This window comes from Rickettsia endosymbiont of Ixodes scapularis, from assembly GCF_000160735.1.
GTDB lineage: Bacteria > Pseudomonadota > Alphaproteobacteria > Rickettsiales > Rickettsiaceae > Rickettsia > Rickettsia tamurae.
The window spans coordinates 1290320-1315076 of record NZ_CM000770.1 but is presented as its reverse complement, the minus strand read 5'-3'; the positions used below and the strand labels follow the sequence as shown (position 1 = coordinate 1315076).

Sequence of the window (24757 nt, the reverse complement as noted above, 5' to 3'; positions counted from 1 at the left end):
CCATTGCCGCAAAGTAATTTGGATAATAGTCAGGTTCAAGTTAAAGAGTTACAGTCAATTGATTCTAATATTCACCATGTCCCAATGACCACACAAGAGGACCTGAAAATCAACTATCTAGAATCAAGTAACAGATTGCAAGAGCAAGTTATTGCTTCAGATAGCACAAAATCATTAATGGAGTCAGTAAAATCTGATTTAAATAAAGGTAAAAAATTATATAATCAGAATATAGCTGAAGTACTAAATACACAATTATCAACTGACGAAAAAGCTAGAACAGCAGCTCTTGAAATTACGTCTTCTGATATCAAAAATGATAGCAATAAATTAAAAGAGAAATTTGATCAAACCAGTAGCTCAACGCTTATTAGAACTGCAGGACAAATAGCAGATAATATACAAATCAGTGACGAAGCTATCAAAAAAAGAAATATAACTTTACCTTTAAAGAATAACAAGGATAATAAAAATTAATATTTAAGTAAAACTAAGATAAGTTATGAATACCATAAAAGAATTATTTGCAACTATGTTATTACTTTTGTTATATAGCACAGCTATTGCCAATACTAATGAATTGTCATCTAGCATCGTTAATAATAAGCAAGTGATGTGGAAAGAAGATATTGAACATAACTTAACTAATAATTCTAACCTGAATGTTTCAAAGGCCTACTATGATAAAGGAATAGAGTGTGCAAGATTAGCAAAACATCAAGATGCTATAAAAAATTATGATCTAGCCATTAAATATCAACCTAATTATATAGAAGCATACCTAGAGAAAGGATATTCTTTAGCACAATTAGCTAAATACCAAGAGGCTGTAGAGAATTATAATTTAGCAATTAAGTATAAACCTGATTTTATACCAGCATACTACAATAAAGGGATATCTTTAATAAAGTTAGGAAAATACCAAGATGCTATAGAAAACTACAATAGGGTAATTACATACCAATCTAATGATGCTGAAAGCTATAATAATAAAGGATATTCTTTAGCACAATTAGCTAAATACCAAGAGGCTGTAGAGAATTATAATTTAGCAATTAAGTATAAACCTAATTTTATAACAGCATATTACAATAAAGGAATATCTCTAATAGCACTGAGAAAATATCAAGAAGCTATAAGAAATTTTGATTTGGCTATTAAATATAAATTTGATGACGCAGAATTATATTACAATAAAGGTGTAGCTTTTGAGAAATTAGGACATTATCAAGAAGCAATAAAAAACTTTAATTTAACAATTAAGTACCAACCTGATTATGCAAAAGCATATTTTGGTAAGGGTGTAGCTTACGCAGAGTTAGGAAATTACCAAGATGCTATAGAAAATTATGATCTATTTATTAAATATAAATCTGATGATGCTGAAGGCTATAATAATAATAAAGGAATAGCTCTTGAAGGATTAGGAAGATCTCATGAAGCTATCAAGAATTATGACTTAGCGATTAAATATAAACCTGATTTTGTACTGCCATACCACAATAAAGGAATAGCTTTTAACAAATTAGGAAAATATCATGAGGCGGTAGAAAATTTTAATTTTGCTATCAAACATCAACCTTATGCAGCAGAAGCGTATTTAAAAAAGGGCTGCTCTTTAGCACTACTTACAAAATACCAAGAAGCTATAGAGAATTTTGACCTGGCTATACAATACAAACCTGATCTTGCTGAAAGCTATACTGAAAAAGGGAAAGTATTACAAAAATTAGGAAAGAGGCAAGAAGCTATAGAATTGTTCAATAAAGCTAAGTCGTTGTCAAAGTAGTTTTTTATCTAGTATTAGAGTATTAATAAATTAAAAGCATTATGGATCAAGATATAATTACCACCGATACTACTGAATATAAAGAATTTTTAGAACAGCTTAAAAAAATTATCGCTGCTAGTGGTTATAAATCAGTAAAGCCCTTTAACAAAAGATCTGGTAAATTTACAGAATTATCTAAATTAGGAAATTGTCGCAACACTGCTCCTACAATTAAAAAGAATAAATTACCTGATATTTAACAATAAATAAGCATGGAGTCTTCCCAAAAGCAAAATAGTTTCACTCGAGGTTCACAAGTTGTAGCGCATCAGTTTCGGATGTTTGGGCAGGGAAGTAGTAATGTTTTTGTGATTGGGTTGTTGTTAGCTTTACTTTGGTTAATATGGAGAATATCGCAGAAATTATATTTAGTTAGTTTATATTATTTTATAATTGAACGATACGTACAACTAAAACTAGTTATAGGTGCACATTTTTATCCTATTAAGCAGATAGGTATCAGGTTTTATTATCTTGAGCAACAAGATTGGGTTTACCGGCAGGCTGAGGAATTTATCTATAAATTCTGGTATGTGACGAATCATGGAACAAGAGTTTATAAGCTATGGCAATTTTTATTACATACAGCTTGGTTGGAGGTGCTGATAGTTTTTTGTGTAGGAACAATAGCTGCAGTAATATTTTGCTATTGCCAAGGCAAAAAATCAATGGTGGCAAGTAAAATTAGGGGTATGGATTTTGTAGAATCTAAGGTGCTTGCTAAAATGCTGCAAAAGGCTAAAAAAGCTTCAAATATCAAGTTTGCTAGGCTACCTCTAGTAAAGGGTAGTGAAAGACAACATCTTTTACTAACTGGCACTACCGGTACTGGTAAGACTAATATGCTTAATGAGTTGTTACCTCAGATTAGAGAGCAGAAAGAGAGGGCTATTATTGTTGATTTAACCGGCACTTTTGTTGATAGGTTTTTTGATACTAAAATAGATAAATTGCTTAATCCTTTTGCCAAACACACTCAGCATTGGCTACCGTGGAATGATTGTCAGGCAATTGCTGACTTTGACGATGTCGCTAGTAGTTTTAGTAGCTATAATCCTAAAGTTGGTGATTTTTTTGCAAAAAATGCTGAACTAGTATTATCTGAAGGTCTGCAGCTATATCAGGACAGCAAAGATATAGGGAAACTAGTTAATACAATCATTTATTCTGGTAATAAAGCGTTTGCTAAAATTTTTCAAAATACTGCAGTAGCTGGTATTGTCAGCAGCAGTGCCCCTGAAACTTCTGCCGGCATTCAGGCTACTGTAGGTAAAAATATTGCAGTTTTAAAGCATTTACACCCAAAAGGTGATTTCAGCATTAGACAATGGTTTACGGACCCTCAAGAGAAAGGCTGGTTATTTATAACAGCCTTTCCCAATCAAAGAGTTACACTGTGCCCTCTAATCTCTGCTTGGATCAGCATTGCTATTAAGGTTCTTATGGATAGAAACACAAGCAGCACTAACAACAATATGTGGTTCATTATCGACGAACTAGCAGCTTTGCAAAAAATTCCGTCTCTACCAACCGCTTTAGCTGAGAGCCGGAAATATGGCGGCTGCTTTGTTGCCGGCCTGCAAAATATCTACCAGCTAGAAGAAATCTACGGCCTTGCTGGTGCTGCTGCAATGTTAGACTTGTTTAACAGCAAATTCATTTTTCGAGTTAGCGATCAACAAACCGCCCACAGATCAGCCTTAATGCTTGGGGAGCAGGAAACTTTAGAAACTCAAGAAAGTCTATCTTACGGCTCCAACACCATGCGCGATGGAGTGAATATTAACAACATCGAACGCAAAAGACTACTAGTCATGCCTTCCGAAATCATGACTCTATCAGATCTTACCTGTTATGTCAAACTTTCTGGTAACTTTCCTATTACTAAGCTACAGATGAGATTGCAAAAGTTATAACTTATACAAAAATTCTTTAAAACAAGAGTAGGAGTTAATGATATAGTCAATTCAGGAGAATTTGGTGCTAGGAGCGACGAGTAACAACATCACCAACTTCTCATCAATTAACTATATATCAATTACTAATAAATTAAGCTAGTAGTGTGTTAATATTTGCAAATTAGTTTAATTATAGCGAAAAACTATGGGATCCAAATTCTTTCAAAAAAACTCTTATTTGCTCCTAAACTTTGGGCATATTTTTGTATTTTTGCTATGGTTTCTTTAGTGACTTGTGATTTATAAAAAAAAATACTTTTCTCTTTTATATACCATCTAGAAGTTATATTAATATATTTAGCATGTAATTTCAAAGGCATAGTTCTTTTTATAATATCTTTTATATATTGAGATTTATAATCATATGCATATGGTAGATCCTCATAAAAAACTAAATTATGATAATTATTTCTAAATATTTCTAAACATATTTCCTTGACCATTTTATGATCAATATGTCCCCCTATTCCTAGAGGACAGAATATTTTGTTAGGTTTTATATATTTAAAAATTTTATTTAATTTTTGCATTAAAAATGAACGCCTTATATCATGAGGTGTACATATAATTTCACTGTGAGCTGTATGCCTTAGAACACTTGAGTCTGGAAAATTTAAGTTAATTTTATTTAAACTAAATTGTTTAGCAAACCTATTATCTTCAGCATTTCTTTGCTTATTGACATTAGTGGTTTTACATGTAGGTAAGCAATACTTAGTTTTGTTAAAGATATTTATTAAATAACATTTAATATTTTTTGTATAGCAATATATACTAATCATCCCTCCTATTGAAAAGGCTATATCATCATGATGAGGAGAAAGTAGAATGATTTTTGCTTTCTTCATGGACTTAATTCATAGGAATATTTCTGAACTTTTCTAAAAGCTTCTACAATTTTACTTAATAGCGATGGAGTTGATAATAGTAAAGAATGATGTATGGTTATACCTTTAGCTGCTTCTGTCTCGCATGCTTTTAAATACATAGTATTATAATTATTAAGAGCTAAATATTTAAATCGTCCATCTTTGCTAACCTGAAATAAAGCATGACGATAGAGTGGCTGATAAATTGGATGAATCCACACTCCCAGCTCTTTACTTACTGCTTCACAAATTGTTGATATAGAAGCATTTGCAAAAGCAGAAGTTTTACATTTTATAATGAAATGGTAATATGTTTGTGCAGTATTTTCAGGATGAGGGTTTAAAAATTTAATACCCGCAATATTTGCTAACTCATCCATTAAAATACTTGCATTCTTCCTTTGTAAACTTAGTATTTGCTGAAATATTTTAAGGTTTTCATAAAGTACTGCGCATTGAAATTCAGATAGTGCAAAATTGCTTCCTATAATTCCTGCTTCTTCTCTTAGTTGTTGATATCCTATAGGAACTTTTTTATCTAAAGCCCTACCATCATTCTTTAACAAAACCATTTTGTTAAATAGATAGTAATCATTAGTAATGATTACCCCTCCCTCACCACAAGTAAGGGGCTTTCCTTGCTGCGTACTAAAAATACCTATATCTCCTAAACTACCCGCTTTTTTTCCCTCCCAAATAGCCCCATGCGCTTGAGAACAATCTTCTATAATAGGAATATTATATTTTTTAGAAATTTTCTTAAGATGATTCATATTTGCCATGCAACAATATAAATGAACTACTAAAATAGCACGAGTTTTAGGGGTTATAGCTTCTTCTACTTTTATAGGATCAATGCAAAGGGTAGATTCTTCAATATCAACAAAAACAGGTTTTGCATTAACTCTCAATATTGCTGTAGCACAAGAAACCCAAGTAAGCCCTGGAAGAATTACTTCGTCTTCATATGAAATTCCTAATGCTTGTAATGCTACCAAAATAGCAGTAGTACCATGATCAACTGTTAAAGCATATTTAACATTATTAAACTTAGCAAAATCCTCACAAAATTTTTCATCAAACGTAGTAGTCCCTGTATACAGCCCACTAACTGTCCATCTATAACTTTCTAATACTGTTTTTAAAGAATCGATAAAAGAGGGTTGATACAATGGCCATTTTGGCCATTCATCATACTTAGCTACACACCGTCCACCATTGATTGCAAGTTGTTTCCTCATTTAAACCTCCTTATTTACTCAGGTAAACTCATTAAAATACTCTCCTTCAATTCTTTATTTATTTGTATACTAGGTAATCCATCCATTAGATACCATGCTGTTTTGATTTCCCATTCTAAAGTAGGTTTCCTTCCTTTTTGGAAGAGAGGATTTTTTTTAATTACTTTAAACAAGTTAATAAAGTTTCGCTTTAATTCTAAATGTACTTTTTGATCATTAAAAGCATAGGAAAAACATTGATTATCACCGGGATAAAAAATTAATCCATGCTGAATGCTTTCATAAAAAAAGACATCAGATGCCTCTTGATCAGGAAATATAAATTGAAATATGGATCCATTATGCTTAATTTGTATTGGCAACTCAAATTGCTCAATCAAGCTGCTTATAGTATTTATAAGATTTAATGAAACTTGATTTAAAACTTTATAAAAATCTTTCTTACTCAGTGTCTCCATAACTTTAGTAGCTACAAAAAAAGTAATAGCATCAAAAAAGCAAGTATAATTTAAGTTAGAACATCCCTCCATCATCTCTTTATATCCGCATACCACACTTATTGGGAATCCATTTGCTATACCTTTTGAGATAATTGCAATATCAGGTTTTAATCCATAACGTGAGGTGTATAAGCCAAAATTATACCTAAACCCTACTTTTACTTCATCCATTATCATAACTACATTGCTTTCCTTAATAAGGCTATTCAGCTTGTCAAACCATTCTTTTGTAAGGTATAAAGGATCAGGAGAAATTATAATTGCGCTTATTTGTTCCTTATACTTATTGATCAACTTTTCCAGTAATTCAAGATCAAAGAAAAAATTTATTATTCCATTTTTATTGAATTCTTCTAAATTACCTGAAAATTTCCATATAGGGTCATATCCATGATAACCACAACTTAATATAATTTTTTTGCTATTATATGTTTTGGCAGACAGCATAGCTGCTTTTACTGCTTCAGTACCACTTTTAAAGTAGGCTATCTTATCATAACCTAAAGCTTTATTTATCTGGTGAGTAAATTTAAACATTACTTCAGTAAATCCTGTCCTTACGTCCATTCCTAATTTAAGAAAGTCAATAAGTTCTGCAATTAAGTGCTTAGGATTATGACCAAGTATTATATTGCCCTTACCATTCATAAAATCAATATACTTATTACCATTTATATCATATAGGAATGCCCCTTGCCCATATTTGAATACTATTGGGTAGTCATCTGATTCTGAAGGGTAAATAGATTTTTGTACTAACAGATCTTGGTAATCCATATTTATCCTTTCTTATTGATTTGTATAAGGTGATGTACTGTTTTAAGAGCATGGGCTTGAATAGTTAGTGTAGGATTTACACTTCCTGAGTAGGGCATGAAACTACCGTCTATTATGTATAAATTACTAACTCCATATACTTTGGAATTTGCATCTATAACACCTTCTTTTTCGTTGTTTGAGTAACGACAAGTCCCATGTAAGTGACAACTACCTAAACCAAAACCTGAACTTTCCAAAAGTATTCCTTCACAGCCTGCTTCTTTCAATATATTTGCTGCTTTTTTCATCAATTTGTTAAGACGTATTAAATCTAAAGGATGAGGATTGTAATCTATAATAACTTTATTATCTGACTCATTTACTTGAATGCTATTTCTTTTATCAGGTATATCAGAAATCATGCATTCAAGTCTTATTACTAAAGCATCTTGGTAATTAGTGTAGGCAAATCCATATTTTGCTTCATATATCAATCCTCCTAATTTAAAAGGAAAGTCATCAGATATATAATAATCTGTAAACGCTATAGTAGAAAAAGGACCTATATTATTTAAATTACTATATTTTTTTCCAGAAGAAGGCAAATAACCGGTAACATATCCACTTAACTTCTGACAAAAAGTTTTGCCAACCATATTATGGTTATTACCAATGCCTTTTTTAGACCATTGATCTCTTGAATTAAGTAAAAGTCTTGCTGATTGAATTGCATTACAGGCAATAATGAAATTTTTAGCTTTAAACTCATAAATTTCTTGATTTACAACGTGTGTACATGTTACTGAATTGATATTATTTTCCTTATTTCTATTCAGTTTAATAGCATTCATGCCTGCAAAAATAGTAAATAAGCTTTTGCTTTTAGATAAATGATTTAAAAACATTAAGCTATCACTTTTAGAATCATTGACGCATTGGTATTCTATACAAGGAGAGCTATTATTGCACTTTTTCCTTCCATTATAATCTTTACTTAAAATAGCAAGAGGAGTAGGGAAAGGATTTAACCCGAGCTTGATTCCAGCTTTGTATAATATTTCAGCTTGCGGGCTGTAATCTATTGGAGAATTTGGCAGATGATAATGGTCATATGGGCAGAAAGGATCAGCAATAGGATTACCTGATATTCCTAAAACTTGTTCAACTTCCTCATAAAATGGACTTAATTCAGAGTAAGTATAAGGCCACTTAAGTGATAACCCTGTATTAGCTAGAAGATGTGAAACATCAAAATCTATTTCTTTATATCGAAATGATACTCCTCCATAGAAAACAGTTCCGCCACCTACATTGCAAGTAGACCATGGATAACCATTAAATGCCCAGGCTCCATTTTCCATGCGAGCATAAGCAAGCTCTGCTGAACGCAAAATTTCATCATAACTCACACCAGTTTTTACATATGGTCCTCTCTCTAACATTAAGACACTAAAACCATTTTTAACTAATTTATCTGCTGCTATAGATCCTGAAGCACCACTGCCTATTATACAGAAATCATAAACTCTCTTTATTTCTTCTGGTACTGGAGGAATTCCATAATAATATTTTTCCATAAATACTCTCTCTAACTTAATATTGCTACCCTAATAGCTTCATGTTTGTAATAATTAGCTTTTTCAAAAGCTAATGGGGCTTCTTCTAGTTTAAATGTATGGGTAACTATCGGTTTTAAATTTATTTTGTTATTTGTCACTAAATTAATTGCCTTGAGCAAAGTGTTAGTAGGGGATAGTACCCCCTTAATGGTAAGATGTTTAACCATAATTTCACTAGTTTTTATACCTATGGTTTTTTGACCACTATAACCTACTATAGCAATCTCAGCATTTTTTTGTGCTGCAGTTATAGCTAGTCTTATGCCTTTTTCAGAACCAGTTACTTCAAAAATTTTTGTAGGTTTGAACTTTGAATTATCAACAAAAAATTGATTTACATTGTCATTTTGACCATGAAGAGCTATATTAGCAAAGAGAGATTTTGCTAACTTTAACCTAAATTCATGATGATCTAACAAAATGATATTTTTGGGATTAGCTAAGCGTGTGCATTGTCCTATTAATTGTCCTATTCCTCCCCCTCCTATAATTAAAACGGTATCTTCATTTGAAATGTTAACTCGTTCTAAAGCATATAAAGCAACTGCTAAAGGTTCTAGTAAAGGAGCTTCTAAATCTGAAATACATTCAGGTATTGTGTAAGCATTTTCTGGTTTTATTGAAGTAAATTCTGCAAATCCACCTGGTAATGTTAAGCCAGGTTCTTCCAGTTCATCACATAGATTTGGTAATTTTTCTTTACAAAATCTACATAAATTACAGCAACATAAAATATCTGGTACTATTCTTTTCCTAACTAGGTATTGATATTCTTTAGGTGCTTCAATAACTTTTGCTACCCACTCATGTCCAGGAATTAATGGGTACTTTATCCCTTCCATTTCCCCAGCAAGTATTTTTAAAATCACTACCCACATATGGTTGAAGCTAATATTTGTAAATTTAGATTTTGCATAGGTACTATATGAGGTACTTGTTCAACCCTCATCATACCTGGTTCTAGAATTTTAAGAGCAAGCATCTGATTATCCTTGAGCATAATAATTACCACTTTTATTTATAAATTTTTCTAAAACTTCCTCTATTATTTTTATGGGAACAGGAGTAATAGGTAAATCTTCGTTACCATTCACTACTCCTAATTTTTCTAAAAGAATCATTCCGACTTGATTATCATCTGCAGATATATAACCTCTCTTGTTATCTTTTTTTACATATTTTATTATCTTATCTATGGTGATATCAGATGGAAGGATAGGGTAAATATTTACTTTTGAGAGTATATCATAATGAGTATCTAAATCATTTTTACTCAAATATCCCATTTTATAAGAAATTTCTGCTTCAATGAGCATACCTAACCCTACAGCTTCTCCATGAGCTATAGAATCCTCACGTATCCTTGAATCAAGGAGTTCAATTACATGTCCAAGAGTATGGCCGTATTCTAGAATTAAAGCCTTTTTCTTTTCAAATTTATCATGTTGCATGACAATTTGTTTTGCTTTAATACTAATATCTTTAACTAGCTTTATCGCCTCTGCTTTAAGCTCTAAAGCATTATTCAATTGAAGAGTTAGGTCTGGAATTGCAGAAGGTAAAATAGCTAAAGTATTTTTTATAGTTTCGCATATTCCTGATCTTATATCTTTAGATGAAAGAGTAGTAAAAAATTCTGCAGAACTGTAAATACTAATGGGTTTATGATATAACCCAATAGCATTTTTTGCATAATTAGAATTAATTGCCTGTTTTAGAGAAATAACGGAATCAAAAGCTGCTAAAAGTGTGGTAGGAATATGTATAAAAGCTATTCCTCTATACATCAACCCTGCTACTAGTCCTCCTATGTTTCCTGGGATTCCTCCACCAAAACAAATCACTAAGCTTGATCTATCAGCTCCCCATTCATATATGGAATCAAGGTATAAATGTATTGTTTGCAAGCATTTAAATTGTTCTCCTGAAGGAGAAGAAAGTACTAAAACATTATTTATATTTAGGTCTAGATTTTCTATTATAGTACGGATATACAAATCTTTAACTTTGTTATCTGTTATAATAATCACTTTTTTATGTATATGAGCTTTAATATTTTCATAGAACTCAGAAGTGTTTTTAGCTGTATAAATAAAGGGTATTAATAATTCTTCAAAAACTAAATCAAATTTTTCCATATTATTTTCTTCTTTTAACTAAAGGCAGCATTGACTAATCTAATTACTTGGCTTGCATTTTAAACATCGTCTTGTTTATAAAGGGTAAGATTCAAATTAATATAAAATTAACATACCTGTAGTATAAGTACATACGTAAAAATTACTGACAAAATGAACCCATTATTACCCATTAGAAAAAATACCTACCACTTTTCTACTAAGTCGAATCTCCTTATTAACAGACTCTGCTATACTATTCATGTTCAGCTTTTAATGTTTTCTCTGTTATTCTAAATACCGGACAACTCTCCTTTTTGATTTTTTAAATTGCATACACACTTGTATACAGAAAAATTCCGTAATTATTACGGATATCATACAGTTACTGTCAACTCATATCATTGAAAGTTGAATTATAATTTATAATTACCTACAACTAACAATAATAAACATTCATATTTGTCTAATACTTAAATTATTTATAAGTTATCAAGGTATGAATTATGAGCACACTGTTTAATATTCCTAAAGATCATTCTACTTTTATTTATCATAAGGATGTTGAAGATATTGTGAGGCCTTTAAGAGAATTACTAAACATTAACTATTTTTGTTTTAGTAGAATTTATGATAATGGCAAGCATATCGCTTTAACTACTAACCCCGCGTGGTTTTTGAGATATTATAATAATAGGTATTTTTTAAAAGAAGCAATAAGCAAAACCGGCATAGTAGGTAATTTTTATCCCATTGTCTGGGATTATGTTATTGATATAGACAAACTTTCATATCAAGCTATGCTTGATACAAGAAATCACAATTTTGCTCATTTATTCTCATTAAAATATATATCAATGAAATATATTGATCTTTACAGTATGTCAGTACCTGAAGAGGAGAAACAGTCTAATGAAAAGTATCTACAATATTACGAAATTATAAAAAAATTTACTTTGTATTTCCAAAGTGCTGCAGCTTCCATAATTAATAAAGCTGAAAAAAACCCGATTAGTGTTAATAATCTAACTGAATTTCAGTCAACAGAGGATGATATTATCTCTAAATTAGATCAATTTGAACAACAAATTAAGGTATTACAATTAAATTTGAATCTTAATGGATTTATAATAAAGCTAACTATAACAGAAACAAAATATTTAAAAGCACTTGCTTTAGGCATGTCATCTAAAAGCATTGCAAAAAAATTCAATGTTTCGACTCGTACTGTTGAAACACACATCAATAACTTAAAATCAAAATTAGGAGTATACTGTAAATCAGAAATAGCCTTTAAGCTAAACAGTCAAGGGGTAAACTTTAATATGGTTTAATTAAATTTTGATAAACTTAAATGAGTTCTTTTAAAGTATCTGGTGTTTATTGTCCAACTTTGGGGCAAAAATCCCGCGCTTACAGTGCATCCTTTCAAGATAATTTTTTTATAAAGTTAAATTATTAATTAGCTTGTGATATAAATTATTTAGATGTATTACAGCTATAATCCACATTAAGCAAATTATTAAGAAGCAAAACATTAAATATTTTATTATATATATATCATCATATGAAGCATTAGGATATAAGGTAAATAGCATCACTTGTATAAAAATACTGAAAAATTTTCCTATTCTTACACCTAAAATTTCTACTGCAGCTTTGCCGTTTGTTTTTAATGTGTTATTCAAAGGTAAATATGCTATTTCTTTAGTTAAATCGAATAATACATATTTTATTCCTTTAATAAAGGCGTTTTGCACTCCTGCAAGAAATAATATTATTGCTAGCGGAGTAATAGTAATCCAACAAATTGCACTCTTTAATACAGGTTCGAATAAAATTAATATGAAAAACACTGTTCCAAAAATTAGTGTTATAACAGGGGTTAATAAAGCTCCATTTAACCAACTTATCTTTCTAAATATATAACTATTAAACACGGCACAAAAGACTGTAAAGATACCAGTCCACAAAAGTACTGTCCCTTTATAATGTATAAGTTGTTCAGGTTGTTTATAAAATTCTACAGATTTAGCAAACCACACCCCTTCTAACAGATTAATAGTGAGACTATAGGAAGCAATAATAATAGTCATAAACTGTAAGTATCTTGAACTTAAAATGACCTTAAAATTATTGTAGAAAGTATATGTGTTTTGTTTCTTGAAATCTTTCTGGCTCATACATGTTTTTTTTTCGTACCAAAAGAATTGTAAAACTATAATAATAGCTATTCCACTAATAATGACCAGCATGGATAGAGAAATTATCGATAAGTTAGTTTGCCAAGTAGAGTAATAAGTTAATAATTTATATAAAAAGTGACTATCTTGAGAAAAGTAAGTTATCAAGCTACCTGAAAAGAGTAAATTCAATTGGCCAAAAAAATTAAGATAAGGATAGGTTTTTATTGCAGTTTCTACATTAGTAGACTTATTAACAAGTTGCCAAAATAATAAAGAAAATACTATATTTGGCCATAATGAACATACTGCATAGAATAATATTAGAATGTATTCATGGCACAATATAAATAAATATTTGCAGTTTGGATATATATGTACTAAATGATGCAGCTTTTCTACTTTAAATTGAACAAATTGTCTATATGGAATAAACACAAAAATAAAAAAAGAATAAAAAATTAAGAAGTATATGATTATTAATTTAAATAGTTTTTGATTGTTGTACTTAGTACTCATTCTAGAATAAATTAAAAGAAATACCAATCCTAATGGTATTTCTACCCACAACTTAATAAAATTAATTATTTCTGCTCCTATTAATGATATTATTAAACTATCATTTATAGTTTTAACTATATTTTGATTTAATAGAGTAAAGAACATTAAAATAGAAGCTAGATAAAATTTTATATTTAAAAAATGGTAATCTTGGAACATAAGATTGAGCAATAATAAATTAATTGATTGATAATTTATTATTGACTTAGTATTAGCATAAATTAATCCGTTAAAAATACCGATACAGATAATGTTTACGAGCATAGTTTGTGTTGTTTCTTACATCTACTTGTAGCAATTTAAAGCCTGTTGCTAAAAATTGACTTTAAAGGATCATCCCTCACCTTACATAAAATTTCTGTTTAATTTTAAATTTACTCTCTTATACCATAAACTCTATAGTACCTTCTTATTTTTGAGTAACCTTATATATTCCTTAATTGCTAATAGACCCATTATAATATCTCTAAGTAATAATTACGGATATTAAATAATTCTTATTATATTACTCTTAGAAGCAACAACTAACTTTATTGGTGATTATATTTAAGTTTCATTATGTATGTAATTAAGAGATTTTATTATTAAGATTTGGGAAGAAAGGAGCTTCGGTTATTATGCTTGAAAAAATTAAAATACTGAAAGAGGCTACAACAAAAGTATATCCATATTTTACTCCTTCATGGCATAACTGTTTAAGAACTGTTGGATTTTTCAGTACAATCATATTACTACCAATAGCAACTATTATTATGCCTATGTTACTCTTTCGAAGAGAAGAAAATAGTAGTTTAGAGGATAAAAGTAATAATACAGATCTAATGACACTTCTTGCTAGTGCCTTTACAGTAGCTTTACTTAATGGAGCACAAAAGGGTATATCTCTAATGTTAGAAGTATCAACAATGCATGCGATGATGGAACACAATACACGACGGTTAATGGATCACTCTAAATTTCTAATTCATGGTGATAATAAAGATATTAAATCCTTCCAATATATAACAGTTGGTTTAGGGATAGAAGATTTTACCGAAAATGTAATTCCTATATTTACTGAATTACCGACGTATATAATATCATCTGTTAGTACTCTTACATATATTGGTATTACTACTAAATCTTTTGTAACATCAGGGATTGTACTTGGTTTTACAGTGAGTTCGGGTATTGCCACATATTTACTGAGCAGAATATATTCAGGATATCGGGCAAGTAATCAGAAAATTGAAAATAACTTAGTAGTAAAAGTCTCCTTTATAGAAGCACATAAAAGCGCCATAACCTTAATGGGAACATCAGATCAAGAATGTGCATCTGTGATAAATAATTTGCAGAAAATAAAGGCATCTATCCCTAAATTATCAACTATCTATTTTGTCAATTTTTTTCTTAATACTATAGCTCCTGCTATTGCTAGTCAATTTTTAGGAAAATATTATGTAGATTATCCAGATAAAAACCTTAGTGATACAAATACTGCAATACTAAATATCATGATAATGTCTCTTTTAACTAATATGCAAAATATAGTTTTTATTTTAACTAACAATTACTCATATATTAAATTAAATTTAGAACAATTAAGAGCCTTTGAGAGATCATATGATGAGTGTTTACTTATTCGTAATACTCATAATAAAATGACACAAGAATTCATAGGGGACAAGTTGGCTTTACTAGATTTTAGTGTGTATAAACCTGATACTACAAATTTTCAAGGTGAAGAACCAATTACATTATTAAATAAAGTAACTCTAGAATTACTACCTAATAAAATTTATAAGTTATTTGCAGAATCCGGAAAAGGAAAAACCACTTTCTTGAAAGCTATTACGAATAATTGGCAATATACTAATGGTGAAGTTAAATTTCCAGCAAATGCAAAAGATAATATATGCTTTATACCTCAGCATTCATTTATTCCGATAGGAACTTTAGTAGAAATCCTTACCTATGGCATACCACAAAAAGCTTTAGAAAACGATTCTATGACAGAATTGGTGATACATAATACTACTCCACTACTAAATAATGAAAGTACAATAATAAAAACACAAAGATTTGTTATAGATACATTTATTAATAAAGCAAAACATCTTCTTAACAAAGTTGGACTCTTACCTAATATTATAAAAGAAGACGAATTGGAATCCAAGAGTATAAATTGGAATGAACGTTTAAGTGGAGGAGAAAAACAAAAAATTGGCATTATACGAGCTATATTATCTAATTCGGTATTTATTATAATGGATGAAGCTGCAACTGCTTTAGATGTAGAAAATAAACGAACTGTATATAAAATTCTTAAAGATCACGTCACGAAATTAGCAAATTATACGGTAATATATACAGATCACAGTGATATAGAAGATTTTAAAGATGCGGTAATTACGATAAATGGTCAAAATTTGGAATGTGAATATATAGCCTAATTTAGTAGACTTTAACTATTTTATTAAAAGCATATACACTCTGCCTTAACCTATGAGGTACAACGAGTATTATGCTAAAGAGTTTAGATAAACTAAAACCATGAGGAATAATATGAGAGATTTACAAAAGTCAAAACAATTAATTATTGAATGTCAAAAATATAGCGCCTCGAAACGTGTTGATTTAGAAGGAACATATAATTTCATTATTGATAAAGGTCAAGGAGCCTACGTTTGGGATGTAGATGGCAATAAATATATTGATTATACTTCTTCTACTGGAGCAATTATTTTAGGTTATAGATATGATGAAGTAGATAATGCTGTAATAGAACAGGTGAGAAATTATGGTAGTATATTTACAACTACTTTATCAAAACTTCAACTAGAACTAGCAAAGAAAACTCTGAATCTTTTCCATGGTTATGAAAAAGTGCTCTTTTTTAGAACTGGATCATGTGCTACAACAGCTGCAGTGAGATTAGCAAGAATTTACAGCAGAAAAAAAATAATATTAACTTCTGGATATCATGGATGGCATGATTGGCATCTTAATATTTTTCCACGTTTTAAGATAGAAGATCCAAATTATTTAGATTTTTCTTATAACCTTAATCTTTTAAAATTTTATTACGAACAACATAAAGGACAGGTAGCGTGTACTATTATTACTCCAGAACCAACTTTTTTTCCAAACGAATATTTTGAAGAGTTATATCAAATTACAAAATTTTATGGATCAATACTAGTATTTGATGAAGTAATGTGTGGCTTTAGAATTAATTATGGAGGATTTTATTCTCAACTAAGTTTTACTCCTAATTTATTAGTCATAGGCAAAGGGCTAACAAATGGGTATGCATTATCTGCAGTTTTAGGACAGAAAGATATCATGGTAGCTAGAGAAAAAACACACTTAGTTGGTACATTTCACAATGAACAGACACCAATGGCAGCAGCTATTGCAACATTAGATGTTTATATGCACAAGAACGTAATAAATAAATTAAATTTCATTGGCAATCAATTAATTCAAGGCCTCAGTAATCTTTTTTTAACTTTCGGAGTAAAGGCATGTATCAAGAAATATCCAGCATTGTTTCACATTATTTTTGATAATGAGAAAATTGAAACTGCGTTTCATCGTACATTACAATCAAGAGGCATATTATTTCATCCATTTGATCCCCAAATGGTCAATTTTTGTCATTCTGAAGCAGATATACGTTATACTCTTCAAACAGTAGAAGAAGTATTAAAAATATTGAGTAAGAAATTTCCAACAGAGTTTGGTTTATCAGATACATCATTAAGTCAAGCATCGTTAGATTTTCGTACTTTACACGAGTTTGGTGGATTAATGAATTATAAACTGCCAATAGAGCAAATACCGATCAATTGGTTGCAAAATGATAGATAAAAATCCTATTATCAAAATGGTTCTAGCGCAATACCCTCTTGTGAATTTTGAATCACAAAACGATATACCAGGTTGGGGTACAACCATTAGAACAACATTAACATTAAATGGAAAAAGTTATTTTTTAAAAGAAAAAGCACCTTATTTAACTAGCGAAGAATTTATAACAAAAATCAACTTACATAATTTGTTACAATTAAACACAGGGCCTGCATCAATATTAGTAACTACTCGTGATAAAAAACAATATGCAAAATTTGGTGATAGATATTTTGAATTGCATGAGTGGGTATCAGGTAGATTTATAAACTATAATTGTGTTAATGAAATACGTATATTAGGTGAATATACAGGGATTTTAACACATAAATTACAAATTCTTTATCAACAACAAACTGATACTAGTAAATTACCTAATCCTAGTGCAAGATCTAAGTGGTTTCCTGATACTATAGATAGCATAAAATGTTATTTTAACAATCTTTTTTTATTATACTCTACGAATGTGGAATTGCAGATTATTTTATCACAACTGTATAAAATAGTTAGTGAAGTAAGTAGTAGTATTGATTGGCACAATTTACCCCAAAGTATGATACATGGTGATCTTTCATCAGATAACGCAATTTTCAATGTTGAATCTGGTAATATTACTTTTATTGATTTTGATAACATCAGGGTTTCAAACCGTATTTGGGACATTGCGCGTCTTGCTGCAGTTATAGGATTATTGTATGATAATAAACTTAACCAGAAACAACTTAATAATGAATTTGCCTATGATAAGGTTAATACATTACTAGCAGGATATACGCAGAATATTACACTTAACCCGTTAGAAAAGAATAATTTACCTAACATTATAATTATAAATTTAATATTAGCATTTTTATCAGAATTTGATATCGATGATTTAGAAAATACTATCTTGACACCAACAGCTGTTAGCATAGAATTTGACAAATTATTAGCAATGATTTCTTCTTTGAAGAAAAATTTATATAGAGTTCTGACGTAAAATTTCTTTTTTCTGAAAAAATTCATTGAACCAAAAGTTTTATTACTCAAAACATGATTTTTATTGTTAAAATTATGTTTTGAGTAGAATATTATACTTTTAAATTTTCTGGTAATAAACCATCAATACTATGATCCCATAATTTTTTATAAAGTCCTTTCTTTTTGAGAAGACTCCCTGGGGAGCCATCTTCTACTAGCTTTCCTTGGCTAAAAACCAAAATTCTATCTAGTTTAGATACAGTAGATAAACGATGCGCTATAATAAGGGAAGTTCTATTTTTAGTTAATTCAGATAAACTATTTTGTATATATTTTTCTGTGATTGTATCAAGAGAAGAAGTAGCTTCATCCATTATCAAAATTTTCGAAGATTTCAAAAAAGCCCTTGCCATGGCAATCCTCTGACGTTGTCCTCCTGATAATTTTACACCCTTTTCACCTACTGACGTATCATATCCTGCAGGTAATGACTTAATAAAGTCATCTATATAAGCTCTTCTAGCAGCAGAAATTACTTCTTCATCAGATGCTTCAGGATTTCCATATCTAATATTTTCTTTTATACTTCTATGAAAAAGTACTGGATCTTGATTTACAAAAGAAATTACTCTCATAATAGATTCTTGAGACACTTTACTAATATCCATATTATCAATTAAAATTAATCCACTTGAAGGCTCTATAAGACGTAGTATTAACTTAATGAAAGTGCTTTTTCCACTGCCTGAAACTCCTACTAAACCTATCTTCTCTCCACCTACTATATTAACAGACAAATTTTTAAAAAATTGTTTTTGTCCATATTGAAATTCTACATTGGTAAATCTAATTGTACCATCTTGAACTACTAAAGGTTTATGGAGATGAATCTCCTTGAAGTTAATATCTTTAAAAAAAACTTCCAGAGATTGCTTACCAGCTCCTATATTGTTAATAAATTCTTCAAATTGTTCTAATATTCCAAACACAGTAGCTGTTAAAGAAGAAGTTATCATAACTATAAAAGTAAAATCACCAGGTGTAATCATAGCTTTATTCATCAATTTTATTAGCAAAATAATCATTCCCAATGATAAAAGAAGGCAGAAAATATCCAAAATAATCCATGATTTAGCCTGTAATAAGCGAAAATCTTTATCTCTATTTGCTGTGGCTTTTAGATAAGTAGATATATGCCTATTTTCATATTTATAGTGATAAAATATTTTCACAGTAAAAATATTCGATATTACATCTACTATTTTGCCAAAAGCTTCATTAGAGCTTTCTGATAATTTATAAGATAATATATTGAGATGCGAGACACACAAAAGACCAAATATCACAAATACAGTAGCCCATCCCAATATCACTAATATATATATAGGGTGAATAAAACTAGTGAATAAACATGCAAAGAGGATTTCACAAAAGAACCGAAATATTCTCCTACTATTATCCAAAATATTTTTAACAGAATCCTGCATGGTGGAAATTTTGGAAGCTAAACTGCCTGACAATTCTTCTTGATAAAAAGCTTCTTTATGAAAGAATAAATTATTAAGAAGTTGAGCTGCAATATCTTGTCTAATATTTGGATGAACATATGCTAAAAGTGTATCAATACCAAAAGCAGATAAAGAATGAGTTAATCTAACGATAATAAAAAATAAAATAAAGATACCAACTTGAGAAATATTGTTAGTTGCTTTATATTTTAATATATGGTCAATAATAAGTTTTAAACTAAAAGGCTCTAACGAAACAAATAAACCTAAATATGCAATAAAACAAAGAATAAAAAACCATCTCCCCATATATGGTTTTAGAAAATAAATTATAAAAGAAAAAAATTTTGTAGGTAACTCTTTATATTGATTTATTATATTTTTCATGTTGTTTATCCCTCCCACCTTTAACGGCTTTTATTATTAGATTGTCTTACTTTGCCGATCACTCTATTGAAGAAGCTAATATTTAACATTTTAATCAACTTATACTATGTTTATAGAGTTTGTAGAAATTGAAGACAAAATATTTTGTATTAAATTAGGCAAAATATATTGAATTTGTTCTTGTAATAAAAACTTATGATGAACAACAATTAAGCTATTATATACTTTTTCAGCATTTTTAAATAAAAAGTTATGTCTTTTATCATGATAATATGAACTAAATAACGGATTATTAGGTACAGGAATATCAGTTCTACCAACCAGTACAATATTTTGCTCATTAATAATCTTAATAATTGTATCTAAGCTAATTTTAGAAAGCACACTATCTGAAAATATTATTCCTAACTCATAATAAAAATTATGAGTAATCTCAGTAGGTTGTAAAATAGTAGTAATGCCTTCTATAGATCTTAAATTATCGATTGCCTTTTGAGCATTTTCTAGACGCATTTTATTAAAATAAGAGAATTCTTCTAAGCTTCCTAATAATACTGCAGCTTGAAATTCTGAAGCAGCAGAATTTGATCCTAAAAAACCAGAAGGAGCCCATTCACCATAGTTGCAAGAAATATAACCATCAGTTCTTAGTGCATAAGCTTTTCTATAAAAATCTTCATCATCAGTTACAATAGCCCCACCTTCGCCTGAAGGAATTAATTTTTCTTGATTAAAGCTAAAAGAAGCAGCAAGAGAATAATAGCCTGGAGAGTGATTAAGATAGGTTCCGCCATGAGATTGTGCAGCATCTTCTAGTAAAATAATCTTATGTTTTTCACACAAATCTTTTAAAGCCATAAGCGGAGCAAAACTACAATGTAGATGTACCGCAATTATAGCCCTTGTTTTTGCAGTCACTAAGTAAGCAATTTGTTGTGCGTCTATACAAGTTGTATAAGGATCTACATCACAAAATATAGGAGTTGCTCCTACTCTAGTAACTGCAGCAGCAGTAGCATACCAACCTAATGCTGGGATAATGACTTCATCAGCTTTACCTATATTTAATACACGTAAAGAAATTTCTAAAGCTGAAGAACCAGAAGAAACCAAAAGAGCATATTTTCGACCACAAAAATTAGCCCATTTATTTTCAAACTCTTCTGTGAGATAATAACCAGGCTTTTGAGCTCTGATTGTCCAAATGTCACTTGAAAGTACAGACAAAATTTTGTTTAAATAGAACTCGCTATTCCTTATTTGTGGCCATTTAATCATTTTGTACCTCTTCTGAAGAAATTTTTTTATATATATTATATATTTCATTTCCTCTTAAAGAGAGTTGAAATTTCTGATGTACTGCTTTCTTAGCATTTTTAGAGATATTTTCTCTAAGTAGTTTGTTATTTGGAATTTCTTCCATGAAATTTTTCATCTCTGTAAGATTAGATGCTAATAATCCATCTTTTTTATGGGTGATGACATTATGCACACCTCCTACATTATAGGCAATAGATACAAGACCCATAGTCATTGATTCTAGCAATACACTACCAAATTCTTCGTGTCGTGAAGGCAAAATTAGCACCATGGCTAAGCTCATTGCTACTGGCACTTTTTCTTGAGGTATATAACCGACAAAAGTAAAGAAGGAGTTTAAATTATTTTCGTATACTTCCTCTTTCATCAGATCAAATTCATTACCATCTCCTACCATTAAAAAATGAAATTTTTCTTTTAATTGTTTTGCTAAGGTGACAATATCTCTCCATCCTTTTTCTCTGGCAATACGACCAACATAAATACATATAGGCTTGTTAGTAGGAATATTGTACTGTTTTATAAAATCCTCTTTAGGGTACTTTGCTTTTAACTCAGTGAAATATTGGCTATCAATCGAATCCGAAATTATAGAAGATTTGTTTTTTAGTTCAGGAACATACTTTGCACATTCTTCCATTGAGCTTTTAGTGAGAAAAATTACATGGTTTGTTTTTCTTAAAACACTTTTTTCAATAAAAATATTCAGTTTATGTAAATATTTATCTAGATAGCTCATAGGTTTATAAGTAGAAATTGCTGAACAGTGAATAGATGTTAACAGTGGTAGTTTAAGTAATCGGGCAACCAAATATCCTCCGATCAGTGGTATACCTACACCACTACAGTGACAATGGATAATTTTATACTTTTTTTTCAGAGTTACTTTATTTTTTATCATAAAAACTAATGTACCGAGTAGCCAGGAGATATTTAAATCCACCATCCCTCTTATTCTTGATTTGATAGGTAAAATAGATATCCTCTTCCCTATAACTTTTGTATTACATGAGATATTATAAACCTTAGGGGTACCAGGAATTTTTAAAGTTATTACTAATTGTTGAACTTTTAATTTATCTAAAAAGTTAACTTGTCTAAAAATTTGGTTCTGCATTCCGCCCATAGTATCAAATTTAACAGGCCAACCTCTTGTCTCTAAATGAGGCCAATAAAAATGTGGCGTTAAATGAATTACGCTAAGCCTATTTGTATCCATTTTTCCCTCATTTCCTTATTATTATAAGAAGATCTCGAGCAACAAAATTTTCTTTCTTATTCTTTGATATTTGTTTGAATAATTTTTTTTCAAATGCTGAGCTGATAGAAGGTATATAATTTTTAGGAACATAATCAATGCCTTCGGAATATGAAAAATTAATTATTTCCCAAGGATTATCTTTTAATAAATTTTTATAATTTGAAAATGTCAGTCTATTAATCCAGTGAGACTCGTAAATTACATGAGCTAGTTTTTTTGCAAATTCAATTGAATAATGCTGTTTTAAGAAATCTAGCATTTCTTCATATTGAAAATACAAATGACTCCAGAATGGTACTAATTTATCCTCCCAAAAATTATAAATTTTGCCTTCATGTTCGAAGCCTTCTATATGACAACCATCAGGAGCTGAACCAATTGGTCCAAAATGTGAATATAACACGCCACCTTTCTTAAGCCATTTGTAAAAATTGTTAAAAGCCAACCTTAGATCTGCAATATGATGAAATGCATTACAAGAAAATATATAATTAAATTCATCTGGGTTAAAGGCAACTTGTGTAATATCATGCTTAATATGTTTGATAGTAGTTAGTGTTCTGGAAGAGACTAATTCATAATCCTTTAATGGTGTATATAAGGGATCTACACTTGTCCATTGAACATTTAAATTTTTTATAAAATCTTCTTCTATTACTCCTCCTACTTCTAAGACATTTTTACCTTGAATGTCAAAGTTAGAAATAAAATCTGTAAAAACTTGAGGAAGAGAATAAGCACTAGTAACTACCATGATAATACAACTATTTTATTTATTTTTATGGCTAATACGCTTAATTTAATACCTAGTTTTTTATAAATTAAAGTTTATATTTAGTACTAAATGAGTGTAATACTTTTCTATATTCTGAATTAAATTAAACAACATTGTTAACATTTTATCCTTGTTGCAAAAAACAGGATAAAACCCTATCACAGCATTAAACTAACACGCTTATAATACAAATTATATCCGTAAAAATTACTGAAAAACACTTTTTCATCATAACCCTTATCATATATTATTACTGCTTTGATCAGATTGCAAATTCTCCTATCTCTCTTGCGTGTTGTGATATTAGGCAGTTTTTTCTGTTGTTCATATTCTGTCCATTTTTTCACTATTTCCCCCATTTCCTTACTCCTAGCAACCATTTCATTGCATAGAAGTATAATTAATAGCTTTAGTAAATTTGTCTGCATACAAGCTAAGTAATCATTACGGATACCTAATAATTTTTTATTGTATTACTCTCACAAACATCACTGATTTTATCAGTGGTTATATTTTCAAGTTTAATGTGTATATAATTATGAGATTTCATCATTGTGAAAGCTAAAATTAGATATTGAATTAACAAAAATCAGAGGTTTAGCCGAAAAACAGCTACTAAATAAAAGTGTTTAAATAACTCTGTTTAGAACTGCTTACGGATATAACTATTAGCAGAAGATGTAATAGGCCTATTTGATTTCTTAAATTTAGACCAATTTGGATATAATCTGACATTTGTTGATTATGAAAATAGTTAAGCAAGATATAAAGAATGTAAATCAGAATTGGAATATATGTAATCAATACTTGCAAAGTAAAACATCATTTTAATACAAAATAAAATATGAATATGTTGATTTTCAATAACTACATTTGCTTTAACTACTGTTTATTTTTTTTAGGATATGTTTTACTATATTTAGTCAAACAAACTATACCAATTGCTTTACCTATATTAATAGATTTTAAATATACAAATCATTTAGAATTAAGTTATTTTTTTGCCTTTTTTAC

Annotated in this window: 19 protein-coding genes; 8 read left to right on the top strand and 11 right to left on the bottom strand. The window is 29.6% G+C overall.

Going from position 1 to position 24757, the window contains the following annotated elements:
* From REIS_RS06615 to REIS_RS06600, 4 genes are all read left to right on the top strand, one after another.
* Positions 1-477 (top strand): hypothetical protein (locus REIS_RS06615; protein WP_040614726.1); only part of this gene is annotated, 477 nt, incomplete at its 5' end.
* Positions 478-502: 25 nt separating this feature from the next.
* A complete protein-coding gene (locus REIS_RS06610; RefSeq protein ID WP_008580481.1) occupies positions 503-1789 on the top strand; it encodes a tetratricopeptide repeat protein in 1287 nt (428 codons plus the stop codon).
* Positions 1790-1830: 41 nt separating this feature from the next.
* Positions 1831-2031 (top strand): hypothetical protein, encoded by a 201-nt coding sequence (locus REIS_RS06605; protein WP_008580480.1) that lies wholly within the window; start codon positions 1831-1833, stop codon positions 2029-2031.
* 12 nt (positions 2032-2043) lie between these two features.
* Positions 2044-3747, top strand: a complete 1704-nt coding sequence (locus REIS_RS06600; RefSeq protein WP_008580479.1) for a type IV secretion system DNA-binding domain-containing protein — start codon at positions 2044-2046, stop codon at positions 3745-3747.
* A 185-nt stretch (positions 3748-3932) separates the two neighbouring features.
* On the opposite strand, the gene REIS_RS06595 is transcribed toward REIS_RS06600, so the two are convergent.
* From REIS_RS06595 to REIS_RS06570, 6 genes are all read right to left on the bottom strand, one after another.
* A complete protein-coding gene (locus tag REIS_RS06595) occupies positions 3933-4637 on the bottom strand; it encodes a PIG-L deacetylase family protein (RefSeq protein ID WP_008580478.1) in 705 nt (234 codons plus the stop codon).
* Positions 4634-5899 (bottom strand): DegT/DnrJ/EryC1/StrS family aminotransferase, encoded by a 1266-nt coding sequence (locus REIS_RS06590; RefSeq protein ID WP_008580477.1) that lies wholly within the window; start codon positions 5897-5899, stop codon positions 4634-4636. Before REIS_RS06590 ends, REIS_RS06595 begins: the two co-directional genes overlap by 4 nt.
* Positions 5900-5913: 14 nt before the next feature.
* The gene (locus REIS_RS06585; RefSeq protein ID WP_008580476.1) at positions 5914-7176 is read right to left on the bottom strand and encodes an aminotransferase class III-fold pyridoxal phosphate-dependent enzyme; all 1263 of its coding nucleotides are present in this window, start codon (positions 7174-7176) and stop codon (positions 5914-5916) included.
* A 2-nt stretch (positions 7177-7178) separates the two neighbouring features.
* On the bottom strand, positions 7179-8735 hold the full coding sequence (locus REIS_RS06580) for a GMC oxidoreductase (RefSeq protein WP_008580475.1): 1557 nt from the start codon (positions 8733-8735) through the stop codon (positions 7179-7181).
* Between the two features lie 11 nt (positions 8736-8746).
* A complete protein-coding gene (locus REIS_RS06575) occupies positions 8747-9646 on the bottom strand; it encodes a zinc-dependent alcohol dehydrogenase (protein ID WP_160142975.1) in 900 nt (299 codons plus the stop codon).
* A gap of 117 nt (positions 9647-9763) precedes the next feature.
* Complete coding sequence (locus REIS_RS06570) at positions 9764-10915, bottom strand: 2-deoxy-scyllo-inosose synthase (RefSeq protein ID WP_008580473.1); 1152 nt, start codon at positions 10913-10915, stop codon at positions 9764-9766.
* Between the two features lie 485 nt (positions 10916-11400).
* On the opposite strand from REIS_RS06570, the gene REIS_RS15115 reads away from it, so the two are divergent.
* Positions 11401-12228, top strand: coding sequence for a LuxR C-terminal-related transcriptional regulator (locus REIS_RS15115; RefSeq protein ID WP_008580472.1), 828 nt, complete (start codon positions 11401-11403; stop codon positions 12226-12228).
* 108 nt (positions 12229-12336) lie between these two features.
* On the opposite strand, the gene REIS_RS06560 is transcribed toward REIS_RS15115, so the two are convergent.
* Entirely contained in the window at positions 12337-13902 is a 1566-nt protein-coding gene (locus tag REIS_RS06560; protein WP_008580471.1) for an Npt1/Npt2 family nucleotide transporter, read from the bottom strand.
* Positions 13903-14255: 353 nt separating this feature from the next.
* Between REIS_RS06560 and REIS_RS06555 the strand changes: the two genes are divergently transcribed.
* The 3 genes from REIS_RS06555 (at position 14256) to REIS_RS06545 (ending at position 18511) form a co-directional block, all read left to right on the top strand.
* Positions 14256-16073, top strand: coding sequence for an ATP-binding cassette domain-containing protein (locus tag REIS_RS06555; RefSeq protein ID WP_008580470.1), 1818 nt, complete (start codon positions 14256-14258; stop codon positions 16071-16073).
* 112 nt (positions 16074-16185) lie between these two features.
* Entirely contained in the window at positions 16186-17493 is a 1308-nt protein-coding gene (locus REIS_RS06550) for an aminotransferase class III-fold pyridoxal phosphate-dependent enzyme (RefSeq protein ID WP_008580469.1), read from the top strand.
* Positions 17483-18511, top strand: a complete 1029-nt coding sequence (locus REIS_RS06545; protein ID WP_037213844.1) for a phosphotransferase — start codon at positions 17483-17485, stop codon at positions 18509-18511. Before REIS_RS06550 ends, REIS_RS06545 begins: the two co-directional genes overlap by 11 nt.
* A gap of 91 nt (positions 18512-18602) precedes the next feature.
* Here the strand turns inward: REIS_RS06545 and REIS_RS06540 are convergent, their stop codons facing one another.
* From REIS_RS06540 to REIS_RS06525, 4 genes are all read right to left on the bottom strand, one after another.
* Entirely contained in the window at positions 18603-20387 is a 1785-nt protein-coding gene (locus REIS_RS06540) for an ABC transporter ATP-binding protein (RefSeq protein WP_008580467.1), read from the bottom strand.
* Positions 20388-20486: 99 nt separating this feature from the next.
* On the bottom strand, positions 20487-21665 hold the full coding sequence (locus REIS_RS11240) for a DegT/DnrJ/EryC1/StrS family aminotransferase (protein WP_008580466.1): 1179 nt from the start codon (positions 21663-21665) through the stop codon (positions 20487-20489).
* The gene (locus REIS_RS06530; protein WP_008580465.1) at positions 21658-22926 is read right to left on the bottom strand and encodes a glycosyltransferase; all 1269 of its coding nucleotides are present in this window, start codon (positions 22924-22926) and stop codon (positions 21658-21660) included. Before REIS_RS06530 ends, REIS_RS11240 begins: the two co-directional genes overlap by 8 nt.
* A 7-nt stretch (positions 22927-22933) precedes the next feature.
* Positions 22934-23722, bottom strand: coding sequence for a class I SAM-dependent methyltransferase (locus REIS_RS06525; protein WP_008580464.1), 789 nt, complete (start codon positions 23720-23722; stop codon positions 22934-22936).
* Positions 23723-24757 lie beyond the last annotated feature (1035 nt).